This window comes from Pseudomonas sp. 8BK (genome assembly GCF_902506475.1).
Taxonomy (GTDB): domain Bacteria; phylum Pseudomonadota; class Gammaproteobacteria; order Pseudomonadales; family Pseudomonadaceae; genus Aquipseudomonas; species Aquipseudomonas anguilliseptica.
The window spans coordinates 2728875-2742440 of the sequence record NZ_LR733252.1 but is presented as its reverse complement, the minus strand read 5'-3'; the positions used below and the strand labels follow the sequence as shown (position 1 = coordinate 2742440).

The 13566-nt window shown below is 62.0% G+C and carries 15 protein-coding genes; 10 read left to right on the top strand and 5 right to left on the bottom strand.

What is annotated here, in order from left to right:
- Positions 1–16: 16 nt before the first annotated feature.
- A complete protein-coding gene (locus tag ACIN8IBEIGE_RS12645) occupies positions 17–559 on the top strand; it encodes a DUF3833 domain-containing protein (RefSeq protein ID WP_160014935.1) in 543 nt (180 codons plus the stop codon).
- 196 nt (positions 560–755) lie between these two features.
- Entirely contained in the window at positions 756–1229 is a 474-nt protein-coding gene (gene rsd / locus ACIN8IBEIGE_RS12640; RefSeq protein WP_160014934.1) for a sigma D regulator, read from the top strand.
- A gap of 12 nt (positions 1230–1241) precedes the next feature.
- Here rsd and ACIN8IBEIGE_RS12635 read toward each other — a convergent pair whose 3' ends face one another.
- Complete coding sequence (locus ACIN8IBEIGE_RS12635; RefSeq protein ID WP_160014933.1) at positions 1242–1886, bottom strand: FKBP-type peptidyl-prolyl cis-trans isomerase; 645 nt, start codon at positions 1884–1886, stop codon at positions 1242–1244.
- 125 nt (positions 1887–2011) lie between these two features.
- Between ACIN8IBEIGE_RS12635 and ACIN8IBEIGE_RS12630 the strand changes: the two genes are divergently transcribed.
- Positions 2012–2938: an AlgP family protein gene (locus tag ACIN8IBEIGE_RS12630; RefSeq protein ID WP_160014932.1), complete on the top strand. Its 927-nt coding sequence runs from the start codon at positions 2012–2014 to the stop codon at positions 2936–2938.
- On the opposite strand, the gene ACIN8IBEIGE_RS12625 is transcribed toward ACIN8IBEIGE_RS12630, so the two are convergent.
- Positions 2935–3399 (bottom strand): TIGR02444 family protein, encoded by a 465-nt coding sequence (locus ACIN8IBEIGE_RS12625; RefSeq protein WP_160014931.1) that lies wholly within the window; start codon positions 3397–3399, stop codon positions 2935–2937. The genes ACIN8IBEIGE_RS12630 and ACIN8IBEIGE_RS12625 overlap by 4 nt on opposite strands.
- Before the next feature lie 50 nt (positions 3400–3449).
- Between ACIN8IBEIGE_RS12625 and ACIN8IBEIGE_RS12620 the strand changes: the two genes are divergently transcribed.
- The 4 genes from ACIN8IBEIGE_RS12620 (at position 3450) to rhtB (ending at position 7427) form a co-directional block, all read left to right on the top strand.
- Complete coding sequence (locus tag ACIN8IBEIGE_RS12620; RefSeq protein ID WP_160014930.1) at positions 3450–5360, top strand: ATP-binding cassette domain-containing protein; 1911 nt, start codon at positions 3450–3452, stop codon at positions 5358–5360.
- 29 nt (positions 5361–5389) lie between these two features.
- Entirely contained in the window at positions 5390–5944 is a 555-nt protein-coding gene (locus ACIN8IBEIGE_RS12615; RefSeq protein WP_372240014.1) for a mechanosensitive ion channel domain-containing protein, read from the top strand.
- 6 nt (positions 5945–5950) lie between these two features.
- Complete coding sequence (locus ACIN8IBEIGE_RS12610; RefSeq protein ID WP_160014929.1) at positions 5951–6718, top strand: TerC family protein; 768 nt, start codon at positions 5951–5953, stop codon at positions 6716–6718.
- Between the two features lie 79 nt (positions 6719–6797).
- Positions 6798–7427 carry a homoserine/homoserine lactone efflux protein gene (gene rhtB, locus ACIN8IBEIGE_RS12605; protein WP_160014928.1) on the top strand — a complete coding sequence of 210 codons (630 nt, stop codon included), beginning with the start codon at positions 6798–6800 and terminating at the stop codon, positions 7425–7427.
- Between the two features lie 15 nt (positions 7428–7442).
- On the opposite strand, the gene ACIN8IBEIGE_RS12600 is transcribed toward rhtB, so the two are convergent.
- Positions 7443–8216 (bottom strand): SDR family NAD(P)-dependent oxidoreductase, encoded by a 774-nt coding sequence (locus ACIN8IBEIGE_RS12600; protein ID WP_160014927.1) that lies wholly within the window; start codon positions 8214–8216, stop codon positions 7443–7445.
- A gap of 121 nt (positions 8217–8337) precedes the next feature.
- Between ACIN8IBEIGE_RS12600 and ACIN8IBEIGE_RS12595 the strand changes: the two genes are divergently transcribed.
- Both ACIN8IBEIGE_RS12595 and ACIN8IBEIGE_RS12590 read left to right on the top strand, forming a co-directional pair.
- Positions 8338–10230: a cytochrome c/FTR1 family iron permease gene (locus ACIN8IBEIGE_RS12595; protein WP_160014926.1), complete on the top strand. Its 1893-nt coding sequence runs from the start codon at positions 8338–8340 to the stop codon at positions 10228–10230.
- A 63-nt stretch (positions 10231–10293) separates the two neighbouring features.
- Positions 10294–10746, top strand: coding sequence for a YaiI/YqxD family protein (locus ACIN8IBEIGE_RS12590; protein WP_160016374.1), 453 nt, complete (start codon positions 10294–10296; stop codon positions 10744–10746).
- Positions 10747–10749: 3 nt separating this feature from the next.
- Here the strand turns inward: ACIN8IBEIGE_RS12590 and ACIN8IBEIGE_RS12585 are convergent, their stop codons facing one another.
- A complete protein-coding gene (locus ACIN8IBEIGE_RS12585; RefSeq protein ID WP_090378029.1) occupies positions 10750–11220 on the bottom strand; it encodes a thioesterase family protein in 471 nt (156 codons plus the stop codon).
- Between the two features lie 129 nt (positions 11221–11349).
- Positions 11350–12012, bottom strand: coding sequence for an isoprenoid biosynthesis glyoxalase ElbB (gene elbB / locus ACIN8IBEIGE_RS12580; RefSeq protein WP_160014925.1), 663 nt, complete (start codon positions 12010–12012; stop codon positions 11350–11352).
- A gap of 193 nt (positions 12013–12205) precedes the next feature.
- Here elbB and ACIN8IBEIGE_RS12575 point away from each other — a divergent pair, with 193 nt between their 5' ends.
- The gene (locus ACIN8IBEIGE_RS12575) at positions 12206–13441 is read left to right on the top strand and encodes a sterol desaturase family protein (protein ID WP_160014924.1); all 1236 of its coding nucleotides are present in this window, start codon (positions 12206–12208) and stop codon (positions 13439–13441) included.
- Positions 13442–13566: the final 125 nt, after the last annotated feature.

Here is a 13566-nt window from a genome sequence, read left to right as displayed (position 1 = left end):
GCTTCTTGAGGTGCTTATGCGGACACTGTTGATCTGTTGTCTGGTAGCGCTGCTGGCGGGTTGTGCAGGCCCGCAGGTGAATGAGTATGTCAGCGAGCAGCCTCGCCTGGAGTTGAGCGATTACTTCAATGGCGAGTTGCAGGCTTGGGGCATGTTCCAGAATCGCTCCGGCGAGGTGGTCAAGCGTTTCCATGTGGCCATGACCGGCACCTGGGACGGTGATGTAGGCGTGCTCGACGAACGCTTTACCTACAGCGATGGCAGCACCGAACGGCGCGTCTGGACCCTGACCAGGCAGGCCGACGGCAGTTGGCGTGGTACTGCGGATGATGTGGTCGGGGAAGCCGTCGGTGAAGTTGCCGGCAACGCCTTGCATTGGCGTTACCAGCTACGGCTGAAGGTCGATGACTCAACCTATGTGGTTGATTTTGATGACTGGATGTTCCTGATGGATGGCCAGGTGATGCTCAATCGGGCGCGTATGTCGAAGTGGGGCATTGACCTTGGCCAGGTCACTCTGAGCTTTTACAAGCCTGCGGCGGCTGAGAAGGCTGAGTAGGCGCCGGTTAAACGCTTGTATGAAATTTTCTCCAACGCTACCTTGAAGGCCTAAGCCAGCGGGAATAATCTGGCCCTCAGATACCGCCGGAAAGTTGCCGTTTCACGGTTGTCTTCCCAGACCTTGCACGGACTGACAAAAATCTGTCTCGATGCGGGCGTACAACACTAATAGCAATAGGGAAGTAGAGGTCATCATGCTCGAGAGTTGTCAGAACGCCCAGGAGCGTTGGGGTGGAGTTCACCTGCTGATCGACCGTTGGCTGCAAGAGCGCAAAGAGCTGGTTCATGCGTATGCCGCCATCAACAATTCACCGCAAGCACCGAGCGCTAATGCCGAGGCATTGCAGCGTTTCTGCGAGATCCTTGTCGATTACGTATCCGCTGGCCACTTCGAGGTCTACGAACAGTTGACCAGCGAAGCCAAGGCCTTTGGTGATCAGCGTGGTCTTGATCTGGCCAAGCAGATCTACCCGCGCATCGAGGTGATTACTGAAGTGGCGCTGGCCTTCAATGACCGCTGCGATAATGGCGACTGCCACGACTCGGTATCCCTGCTGGATGAGCTGAAACGCCTCGGCCAGTTGCTGCACGAGCGCTTCGAACTGGAGGACTGCCTGATCGAAGTCCTGCATAACGCCCATCAGGAGCAGGCCGCACTGGCTCTCTGATGAACTGACTCGTTACTCCTTGGTGTCGAGCAATTCCAGCTCGAACACCAGGGGCGAGTAGGGTGGAATCAAATCCCCCGCTCCTTCTTCGCCATACGCCTGAGCCGACGGAATCACCAAGCGCCACTGCGCGCCCACCGGCATCTGCTGCAGCGCACTGCGCCATCCGGCGATCACACTGTCCAGGCGAAACCACTGCGCGGTCTGGCTTTCGTCAAACTGACTGCCATCTGCCAGAAAACCTATATAGCGCACCTGAATGCGGTCCTTCGCGCCAGGCTTGCGGCCGCTGCCTGCGCGCAGCTCCTGCATCAGCACGCCATCCTGCAGTACACGTACGCCGGCTTTGGCCTTCTCCGTGGCGAGAAAACGCTGCTCGGCTGTCTTGGCTTTTTCAATGCGTTCCGGGGCGCTGGCCAACTGCGCTTCATGTTCGGCCAGCAGGCTTTCGATGCGCTTGGCATCCAGCGCCAGCGACTCGTTGCGGTAGGCCTGGCGCAGGCCGTCGAGCAGGGCTTGCAGCTCCAGATCCGGTACTTCGTCACGTAGCCGCTCACCGAGTTTTACCCCCAGGCTATAGGCCAGGTCGTGGGAATGCTCATGCGCTTGAGGCAGAGGCGCGAGCAGGCAGAGCAGTAGCAAGGCGAAACGTGGCATGGGTGTTCTCCGGCCTAAGGTGCGCCAATAATGCCAGCCAGGCTCGCAAGCTCAATGCGTGAGGTGGCAAGGCGGGCAAAAGGAGGTCTAGTATGACGCCATCTTCATCCGCCAGGAGGCGAGTCATGTCGGCTACAAAGAATGCAAAGAAGAAATCAGTGAGTACTCCGCTGCATCTGCTGCAGCAACTTTCCAGCAGCCTGCTTGAGCATCTTGAAGATGCTTGCACACGCGCTTTGGTTGATGCCGAGAAGCTGCTCGCCAAGCTGGAAAAGCAACGCGGCAAGGCTCAGGAAAAGTTGCACAAAGCCCGCAGCAAAATGCAGGATGCCGCAGTCGCCGGCAAAGCCAAGGCCCAGGCCAAAAGCAAAGATGCCGTGGCAGAACTGGAGCAGCTGCTCGATACCCTAAAAGACCGTCAGAGTGAAACCCGCAGCTATATCGCCAACCTCAAGCGCGATGCACAGGAAAGCCTGAAGCTGGCCCAGGGTGTCGGCAAAGTTAAAGAAGCCGTAGGCAAAGCGCTGGACAGCCGTTCGGCCAAGGACGCTGCGGTCAAACCGGCTGCCAAGCCAGCCGCAACGAAGGCCCCGGCCAAACCCGCTGCCAGCAAGCCAGCGCCTAAACCTGCCACTAAAGCTGCTGCGCCAGCCGCCAAGGCCCCGGCGAAAGCGCCCGCCAAGCCGGCTGCAAAAGCGCCGGCCAAAGCTGTCAGCAAGGCTCCCGTCGCGGCAAAGCCAGCCGCCAAGCCGGCGGCGAAGAAACCAGTAGCCAGCGCAGCCAAGCCTGCAGCTAGCAAACCCGCAGCGAGCAAGCCGGTGGCACAGCCTGCCAAGGCAGCGGCTAAACCTGTGGTGAAAAAGGCTCCAGCGGCTAAGCCCAGCAGCAAGCCTGCGGCCAAGCCAGCTGCAAAACCTGCGGCCAAGCCGGTTGTGAAGAAAGCTGCCGCTAAACCGGCTGCCGCCAAGCCAGTAGTGGCTAACGCCCCGGTTGCCGATGCATCTGCTACATCTGCCGGCAGCAATGGCAGTACCCCGCCAAGTGCTGTTTAAGCGCTGAGGTGTGCCGCCGCGATGCGCAGCGTTTGCAGCGCATCGTGGTTGCTCGGCTGGGGAGCCAGGCTTTCCAGCCAATTCAGCGGTGCGTTCGCCGCGTTGCTTGGCCAGTCTTGAGTACAGGCCGCCAGGCGCTCCAGCTGCTCGCGTTCTGCGGCCAGCTCCAGCTGTTTGACCTGTTCACGTAACTGCGTCAGGGCGTTATCGCTCTGTGCTTGCTCGCGCCAGCTCTGGCGCAATTGGCGCAGCGGCACCACCACCTGCTGTTGCCAGGGCTGCGCGATATTGCGCAACGCTTCGCTGCGCTCGTTACTGCAGAGAATCTGCCGGCGTTCCAGCCAGGCAGCGCAGAGCAGCAGGCACACATCCGCTCCCTGCGTTTGCAGTAGCAGGCACGCGGCCTCGGTGCCAGGGCGTTGATACAGTGCTTCGGCGAATCGCCACAGGTCAGTAGGCATGGTGCTTTCCGGGTTTCTCTAAAGGGACTCTGGTAGACTCCGCCGCCATTATGATCCGACTCCAGAACCTGACTTTACAGCGTGGTCCTCAGCGTCTGCTAGAAGACGCCGAAATGACCCTGCACCCCGGCCACAAAGCCGGCCTGATCGGCGCCAACGGTGCCGGCAAATCCAGCCTGTTTGCCCTGTTGCGTGGCGAGCTGAGTGCCGACGCGGGCGATTGCCTGATTCCCGCCGATTGGCGCGTGGCGCATATGCGTCAGGAGATCGACGCGGTCGAGCGCCAGGCGGTGGACTATGTGCTCGATGGCGACGTACGGCTGCGCCGCGTGCAGGCCGAGTTGGTGCAAGCCGAAGCCGCCCATGACGGCGCCGCCGTGGCGCGGTTGCACACCGAACTCGATACCCTCGACGGCTACAGCGCCGATGCCCGTGCGCGCAAGTTGCTCGCCGGCCTGGGTTTTGACAGCGCGCAGATGGATCGCCGCGTCGGTGATTTTTCCGGTGGTTGGCGCATGCGTCTGAACCTGGCTCAGGCGCTGATGTGCCCGTCCGACTTGTTGTTGCTCGACGAGCCGACCAACCACCTCGACCTCGACGCGATCCTCTGGCTGGAAAGCTGGCTGAAAGGTTACCCCGGTACCTTGCTGCTGATCTCCCATGACCGCGATTTCCTGGATGCCGTAGTGGACCACGTTGCCCACCTCGATCAGCAGAAACTGACTCTCTATCGCGGTGGCTACTCGGCCTTCGAGCGCACCCGTGCCGAGCGTCTGGCGCAGCAGCAACAGGCGTACGAGAAGCAGCAGGCGCAGCGCGCGCACATGGAAAAGTACATCGCCCGCTTCAAGGCCCAGGCCACCAAGGCGCGCCAGGCGCAGAGCCGGATCAAGGCGCTGGAGCGGATGGAAGAGCTGTCGGCAGCGCACGTCGATTCGCCCTTCGACTTCAGCTTCCGTGAGGCGGACAAGATCTCCAGCCCGCTGCTCAGCCTTAGTGAAGGTCGCCTGGGCTACGGCGACAAGGTGGTGCTGGAAAAGGTCAAACTGAGCCTGGCGCCTGGTGCGCGCCTGGGCCTGCTCGGGCCGAACGGCGCGGGCAAGTCGACCCTGATCAAGAACCTGGCGAACGAGTTGCAACCGATCGGCGGCCATCTGCAGCGCGGCGAGAACCTGGTGGTCGGCTATTTTGCCCAGCATCAGCTCGATGCTCTGGATGACAAGGCCAGCCCGCTGCTGCACTTCCAGCGCCTGGCGCCGACCGAGCGCGAGCAGACACTGCGCGACTTCCTCGGCGGCTTCGATTTCCGCGGCCCGCGCTGTGACGAGCCGGTGCTGAATTTCTCCGGCGGTGAGAAAGCCCGTCTGGCCCTGGCGCTGATTGCCTGGGGCAAGCCCAACCTGCTGCTACTCGATGAGCCGACCAACCACCTCGACCTGGAAATGCGCCTGGCGCTGACCATGGCCCTGCAGGAGTTCAGCGGCGCAGTGGTAGTGGTGTCCCACGATCGCCACTTGCTCAAGAGCACCACTGACGAGTTCCTGCTGGTCGCCGATGGTCAGGTGCAGCCGTTCGATGGCGATCTGGAAGACTACGCCCGCTGGCTGGTGGATTACCGCACGCGGCAAACACCGGCGAGCAGTGGCGAAAGCAATCCGGACAAATCCGACAAGCGTGTGCAGCGCCAGGCCGCAGCGGCCTTGCGTCAGCAGTTGGCGCCGCACAAGCGTGAAGCCGACAAACTGGAGAAAGAGCTGGGCCAGTTGCACGAGAAGCTCGCCGCCGTCGAAGCGCGCTTGGGCGACAGCGGCATCTACGAAGCCGCGCGCAAGGACGAGCTGCGTGACGCCCTGGCCGAACAGGCCAAGCTGAAAAGCCGTGAAGCCGACCTGGAAGAGCGCTGGATGCTCGCGCTGGAAACCCTCGAAGCCCTGCAAGCTGAGCTGGAGGCCGCCAGTTGAACATCACCCTGCCGACGCTGGAGTGGCTGATGACCTGGCAAGAGCCGTTGCTGCGCGCCGGCCAGGTGATCCTGATTGTGCTGCTGGCCTGGTTGTTTCAGCGCATTCTCACCCGTGGCATCACCCGTCTCGGTAACCGCTACCCGCAATTGCCGGCCGAATTGCTGATGCCGCTGCGTGGCCTGCTGCGCTGGTTGGTGCTGGGTAGCGCATTTATGCTGGTGCTGGAGCGCCTGGGTGTTTCGGCGCAGGTGCTGTGGACGGCACTCACGGGTTTTGCAGCTGTGGCAGCGATCGCCTTTTTCGCTATCTGGAGCGTGTTGTCGAACATGTTCTGCGCGCTGCTGATCTTCGCTATGGGGCCGTTTCGCCTTGGCGATTGCGTCGAGGTGCTGGAAAGTGCCGATAAGCCTGGCGTACGCGGTCGAGTGGTGGCGATCAATCTGTTCTACACCACCCTGGAAGACCTCAGCGGTGATGCGCCGGGAGCCTGGGTACAGATTCCCAATAGCCTGTTTTTCCAAAAAGCCGTGCGCCGCTGGCGCAATGGCGAACTCCCTACGCCGCGTAATACCGAGGTTTAAGCAATTATGGAATGGCTGGCCAGCCCTGAACTCTGGGTCGCATTTCTGACCCTGACTGCCCTGGAAATTGTCCTCGGCATCGACAACATCATCTTTATCTCGATCCTGGTCAGCCGTCTGCCCAAACATCAGCAACCCAAGGCGCGCTTCTTCGGCCTGGCGCTGGCGATGGGCACACGGATTCTCCTGCTGCTGTCGATCAGCTGGGTGATGCGCCTGACGGCCGATCTGTTCCATGTGTTCGACCAGGGCTTCTCCGGGCGTGATCTGATCCTGTTCTTCGGTGGCCTGTTCCTGTTGTGGAAGAGCACGGCGGAGATCTTCCACAGCCTGGAGGGCGAAGAAGAAGCCCAAGCCGTTGGCGGCAAGACCTATGGCTTTATGGGCATCATCGTGCAGATCGCGATTATCGACATCGTGTTCTCCCTGGACTCGGTGATCACCGCGGTCGGCCTGGTCGACAACGTGCCGGTGATGGTTGCGGCCATTGTGATTTCGGTGTTCGTGATGATGCTGTCGGCCGGCACCATCAGTGATTTCATCGACAAGCACCCGAGCCTGAAAATCCTCGCCCTGTCGTTCCTGATCGTGGTCGGTACCGTGTTGATCGCCGAAGCCTTCGAGGTGCATGTGCCGAAGGGTTATGTGTACTTCGCCATGGCCTTCTCGCTGGCGGTGGAAGCCGTCAACATCCGTATGCGGATGGCGCGTGCCCGCGCGCGCAAGGAAGAAGAGCTGGAACCGGTACAGCTGCGTAAGGGTTCGCCGGACTGATGAGCCGGCTGGGCGAGTAACCCAACAAGGGGTAGGCTAGCGGCCTACCCCTTTTTATTTTCCGTTTGAGGTATCTGCCATGGCCCTGGAAACCTGGCTTGCGTTCTTTGTGGCCTGTTGGGTCATCAGCCTGTCGCCGGGCGCCGGGGCGATTGCCTCGATGTCGGCCGGGCTGCAATACGGGTTTGTGCGCGGTTACTGGAATGCCCTGGGTCTGCAGCTGGGCCTGGCTTTGCAGATCGCCATCGTCGCCGCTGGTGTCGGGGCGATTCTGGCGGCGTCGGAATTGGCCTTTAGCCTGATCAAGTGGTTTGGCGTGGTCTATCTGGTGTACCTCGGTTATCGCCAGTGGCAGGCGCTGCCCAGCGATATGACCACGCAGACCGAGCGCCCCATCGGTCGCCCGCTGACCCTGGTGCTGCGCGGTTTTCTGGTCAACTTCAGCAACCCAAAGGCCATCGTCTTTATGCTCGCGGTGCTGCCGCAGTTCCTCAACCCGCAGGCGCCGCTGCTGATGCAGTACTTGGTGATGGGCGTGACCATGATCTGCGTCGACCTGATCGTCATGGCCGGCTATACCGGTCTGGCTGCCCGGGTGTTGGGCGCGCTGCGTTCACCGCGTCAGCAGAAGCTGATGAATCGGACCTTTGGTGCGCTGTTTGTCGGCGCGGCGGCATTGCTGGCCAGCGTGCGCCGCGCGCCGGTCTGAACTGCGCGGGTATCGCTACCAAGGAATCGGTTGGCCATCCCAGCCCCAGAACGTGCCGGTCTGCGCTGGGCCGTGCCGTTCGATCTGCGCCAGCAGGCACTCGGCGGCATAGTCGGGAGTAAATAGCTTGTCGGTGGGCACATTGGCCTGAAAGGGTTTCGACAGTTCTGTGTCGGTGGTGCCAGGGTGCAGGCTGAGCACACAGCTGTTGGGGTTCATCCGGCTCAACTCGATGCTCGCGGTGTGTAGCAACTGGTTCAGCGCGGCCTTGCTGGCGCGGTAGCTGTACCAACCGCCGAGGCGGTTGTCGCCAATCGAACCGACCCGCGCCGACAGCGCCGCCACCGTGCAGGCATGCTGGCCGCGTAGCAGTGGCAACAGGTGCTTGAGCAGCAGAATCGGCGCAAAACTGTTGCGCTGAAAGGTCGCCAACAACCCCTCAAGCGTGATCTGGCTCAGGCCCTTCTCGGCCTTTGCCGCGCCGTCCTGCAGTACACCAACCGTGCACAGCAGCAGATGCAGGCGCGGAGTGGCAGCGCGCAAATACGCGGCCAGCTCGCTCAGCGCCTGTTCATCGCATACGTCCATATCCAGACAGTGCAGGCGTTGGCCATATTGCTCTCGCAACTCAAGCAGACCAGGCGCCTGACTGGCCTGGCGGGCGATGGCCCACACTTCAGCAATATCAGCGCGCTCCAGCAGCTGCGCGGTGAGGGCCAGACCAATCCCCCGGCTGGCGCCGCAGACCACAACATAAGCCGGTTCATCCAGGCTTTGCCAAAAACTCATCGCATCACTCCTGCGCCGTTGCGACGATCCGTCGCGGGCCATGGTCGATCAGAGGTTGAGGAAAGTCGTTAGGAGGGTAACAATCGAATGTCATCCATTCGTATTTGGGATCCACTCCTATATGACTTCCGTATTGCGTTTCTGCAGCTGGTTGCTGGTGCCCGTGTTGGCACTCTGCAGCCTGGCTGTTATGGCTGAGCCCCTCGAGGGCGCAGCGCAAGCTCTGCATCTGCTCGGTTACCTGGGCGCTGATTACCCGGCCACCGTGGCCAATGGTCAGGTGATCGACTCCAGTGAGTACCGTGAGCAGCTGGAGTTTATGACTGTACTGCAAGGTTTGATCGTTGCGCTGCCAGCGCGTAGCGAACAGGCTGAACTGGAGCAGGGCGTGGCCAATCTGCGCCAGGGCATTGAACAGCGTGTCGACGGCGGCCAGGTTGCGCAGCAAGCCCGGCAGTTGGCCGCGACCCTGGCCAGCGCTTATGGCGTTAGCCAGACCCCGGCCATCACTCCCGATCCCAGCCGTGGCGCGCCGCTGTTTGCCCAGCACTGCAGCGTGTGCCACGGCGACAGCGGTGCCGGCGACGGACCGGCGGGCATCGGCCTGGAGCCGCCGCCTGCCAACCTGCGCGACTTGGCGCGACTCAATCGCCTGAGCCTGTATGACCTGTTCAACACTATCGGCCTGGGCATCGATGGCACTGATATGGCGGCCTTTGCCGATCAGCTGGATGAGCGTCAGCGCTGGGACCTGGCCAGTTATATCGCAGGCTTCAGCACCGAGCCGGTTGCCGCCGGTTCGCCGTTCACGATGGCTGTGTTGGCCGGTACAACCCCGGATGAAGTAGCGGCAGCGCAGGGCGATGAGGCGGCTGCGCGCTTTCGCGTCCAGCGGGCTCAGCCACCGGTGCAGCAGCGCGGCCCGCTGCAGTTGATCGAACACACTCGCGCGACCCTGGAGCAGAGCCTGGCTGCCTACCGGGCAGGCGATCATGAGCAGGCCTATGACCTGTCCGTCGGCGCTTATCTGGAGGGTTTCGAGCTGGTCGAAAGCGCCCTGGATAACCTCGACTCGGTGCAACGCAAGACCACCGAGCGTGCGCTGATGGCTTACCGCCAGGCATTGCAGGATGGCTTGTCGGTGCCGCAGGCGGCGCAACGGCTGGAGCAGGCCAAGGCCGAGCTGGCGACCTCGGCCGCCTTGCTCGATGGCGATGGTCTATCGAGCTCGCTGAGCTTCTTTTCCAGCCTGCTGATCCTGCTGCGTGAAGGACTGGAGGCGATTCTGGTGTTGGCGGCGATTCTCGCCTTCCTGCGCAACACTGGTCAGCAGCAGGCGGTGCGCAGCGTGCACATCGGCTGGGGCCTGGCACTGTTAGCCGGGGTGGCCACCTGGGCGCTGGCGGCCTATCTGATCGACGTCAGCGGCGCGCAGCGTGAACTGCTGGAAGGCGTGACTGCGCTGTTTGCCAGCGTGATGGTGCTTTGGCTCGGGGTGTGGATGCATGACCGCCGGCATGCGGCGGCCTGGCAGGACTACATCAAGAGCAGCCTGGTCGGTGGCGGTGGTCGATTTGGCTTTGCTGTGCTGGCGTTCTTCTCGGTGTACCGCGAGCTGTTCGAGGTCATCCTGTTCTATGAAACCCTCTGGCTGCAGGCCGGCCCGCAAGGCCACGGTATGGTTTTGGCCGGCGCAGCCGCGGCGCTGGTGCTGCTGCTGGGCTTGGCCTGGGTGATCCTGCGCGGCTCACGCAAACTGCCGCTGGCCACCTTCTTCGGCGCCAATGCCGTGCTGCTCTGTGTGCTTTCGGTGGTGTTCGCCGGCCACGGTGTAGCGGCGTTGCAGGAAGCCGGGGTGCTCGGCACGCAACCGGTAGCCTTCTTCGAGTTTGACTGGCTGGGCATCCATGATGACGCCTACAGTCTGGCGGCACAGGCCACGGCCCTGGTGGCCATTACGCTGCTGTATGGGCATAGCTGGTTGGGCGAGCGTCGCCGTCTGATGCAGGCTTGACGCACAGCGGCTGCCGGCATGGCTTACCATGCCGGCTTTGTTGCGTCTGGAGAGTACCGGGTGATGCGAGTCTGGATTGATGCCGATGCCTGCCCCAAGGCGGCCAAGGATCAGGTGGTGAAGTTCGCCTTGAAGCGGCGCTTCGAGGTGCTGCTGGTGGCGGGTCAGGCGCAAATCAAGCCGGCGTACAGCTGCGTGCGGTTGATCGTGGTGCCCAGTGGCCCGGATGCAGCGGATGACTACCTGGTGGAGCATGCGCTGCCGGGTGAGTTGGTAATCTGCAGCGACGTGCCGCTGGCCGATCGCCTGGTGAAGAAGGGCGTGGCCGCGCTTGATCCGCGTGGTCGCGAGTTCGATGAGCGCAACATGGGCGACAAACTGGCCGTGCGTAATCTGTTTACCGAGTTGCGCGAACTGGGCCAGGTCGGCAGCGGTCAGCCGCCCTATGGCGAGCGCGACAAGCAGGCGTTCGCCAATTCACTGGATCGTATCCTCACCCGTTTGCAGCGGGCCTAGCCATTAGCCGCACAGATAAGTGCCGGTGCCGACGGCCACCAGGGTGCCGTCGTCGCTGTGCAGTTCGCTGCGCACCACCGCCACCTTGTTGCCGGTACGCAGCAGCACGGCGCTGGCAGTAAAACGCTGGCCTCGGCCTGGGCGCAGGTAGTCGATGCGCAGGTCGATGGTGCCGAGTTTGGACAGCCGCGTCATGCGTTCGGCACTGGACAGGTGCTGGTGTTTGTCGAATGCGCCGATCAGCGCCATGGCCCCGCCGGCTACATCCAGCAGCGAGGAAATCACCCCGCCATGCAGAATGCCGTGAACGAAATTGCCGATCAGTTCGGGCTTCATCGGCAGGTGCATGGTTACGCGCTGGGCGCTTAGCTCATCCAGCTCGATACCGAGTACCTGATTGAAAGGAATGCGCTGGAAGAAGCTGCTCACTGCTTGTTGCAGCTCGGCGGTCAGCTCGAAAGGGGAGTTGCTCATGGGAGTCGTGCCTGGGCGGATGGATGATCAACCTGCCGCACTGGGGCCGCTGTGACCAGTGGCGCGGCTGGAGTGCCGCGCGCATTGGCATGATTGGCGTGCTATCGGTCGGTTGATCAGGCCGCAGAGTTAGGCCGGGTGGCTAAGCTCCAGCACCCGATCCACCAGCTTGTTGATCCCCGATGCGGCTTCACTGATCGATTGGGCGAGCATATAGGCCGGGGTGGTCACCAGCTTGCGTTGAGTATCTTCGACAATTTCGCTGACTTCGCACTCGTGATGCACCGCGCCCATTTGGGTCAGTGCGGCGGCGGTGTCGTGATCGTTGCCGATGGTGCAGACCACGCCTGGGCCGAAGATTTTCGCCGCCAGCGCCGGGGCGATGCAGATCAGGCCGACCGGTTTGCCCGCCTTGACGAAGGCCTGGGCGGCTGCCAACACATCCGGCTGCACCGTGCAGTTGGCGCCGCTGATGGCGAAGTCGGAGAGGTTTTTCGCCGCACCGAAGCCGCCGGGCAGGATCAGCGCATCGAAGTCGCCGACATGTAGCTCCTTGACGTCCTTGATCTGGCCGCGGGCAATGCGCGCCGACTCCACCAGAACGTTGCGCGTTTCATCTGTCTCGTCGCCGCTGTAGTGGTCGACCACATGCAGCTGCGGCACGTTGGGGGCAAAGCACTGCACCTGCGCGCCGCGCTGATCGAGGCGCAGCAGGGTGATCACGCTTTCATGGATTTCCGCGCCGTCATAGACGCCACAGCCGGAAAGAATCACCGCGACTTTCTTGTTCATCAAGTTCTCCTGAATTACCAGCCGTATCGGGTTGAGTCATGTCCTTTGAGCCTGAGCTCTGATGTCGTCATATGCCACCTAGGTTGGCATGGTGCGCCGCGAGGCGGATGCGGCGCTGGGCTAGGATTTATTCAGCAATCCTAGCCGTTAGCCTCGTGCAGCGATATGGCGATTCTATGCAACCGGTGAAACCATGAATTACATCCTCTATGCCGTACCGTTTTTCTTTGCCTTGATCGCCCTGGAGCTGCTGCTCGACCGCTGGCGCGGGGTCAGCACTTACCGTTTCTCCGACGCCGTCAACAGCCTCAGTGCCGGGGTGCTGTCGACCACCGTGGGCCTGCTGACCAAGGCCGTCGGGCTGCTCACCTACACCCTGGCCTGGCAGCACATCGGCCTGTTCGAGTTGTCGGCGAGCAGCCTGTGGGTCTGGCTGTTCGCCTTTGTTTTCTACGACTTCTGCTACTACTGGAACCACCGTCTGGGCCACGAGCGCAACGTACTCTGGGCGGCGCACTCGGTGCATCACCAGAGCGAGGACTACAACCTCTCCACGGCGTTGCGGCAGACCAGCACCGGTTTCATCTTCGGCTGGGTCTTCTACTTGCCGATGGCGCTGATCGGTGTGCCGCCGTTGGTATTTCTCACTGTGGCGGCGCTCAACCTGCTCTATCAGTTCTGGGTGCATACGCGGCATATTCCCAAGCTGGGCTGGTTCGAGTGGTTCTTTATCACGCCGTCCAACCACCGCGTGCACCATGCGCAGAATGCTGTGTATATGGATCGCAATTACGGTGGCGTGTTCATTCTCTGGGATCGTTTGTTCGGCACCTTTCAGGAGGAGCTGGATGAAGAGCCGGTGATCTTTGGTGTGACCACGCCGTTGGCCAGCTGGAACCCGCTGTGGGCCAATGCGCAGTTCTATGTCGCGCTGTGGCGTGACGCGGTGCGGGCCGAGTCCTGGTGGGACAAGCTGCGCATCTGGTTTATGCGTACCGGCTGGCGCCCGGCTGATGTTGCGGCCAAGTACCCGCAGAGCAAGTCGGACCTCAGCCAGTTCGTCAAATTCGACGTGCCGCTGAGCCTGGCGCAGAAGCTCTATGCCGGTGTGCAGTTCAGCCTGTATGTGGTGGCCGGCACCGTGCTGCTGGGTATGGGCGAAAAACTTAACCTGACGCAGGCGCTGCTGGGCATCGTCTGGATGGCCGTGGGGCTGACGGTCATCGGCAGCTGGCTGGAAAACCGGCCAACGGCCAGGCGTTGGGAAATGCTGCGTCTGCTGCTCAACCTGCCCACGGTCTGGCTGGCCCTGCAGCTTGGCCTGCTGACCGCTCAGCCGCTGCTCTGGGTGCTGCTGCTCGGTTACAGCCTGCTCAGTGCCGGTGCGCTGTTCTGGACCCCGCGCGGACATACTCCCGTGCCTGCTTAGGCAGAGACCGCAGCTGGACTCGATAACGGTGGACAGGCGCAGGCCTGCTCCACCGTTATGCGTTTAAGCCTGGCGACTCGGGCTACCTGCCTGCTTTTCCGGCATATCCTCGCGTCGGTCGCGGC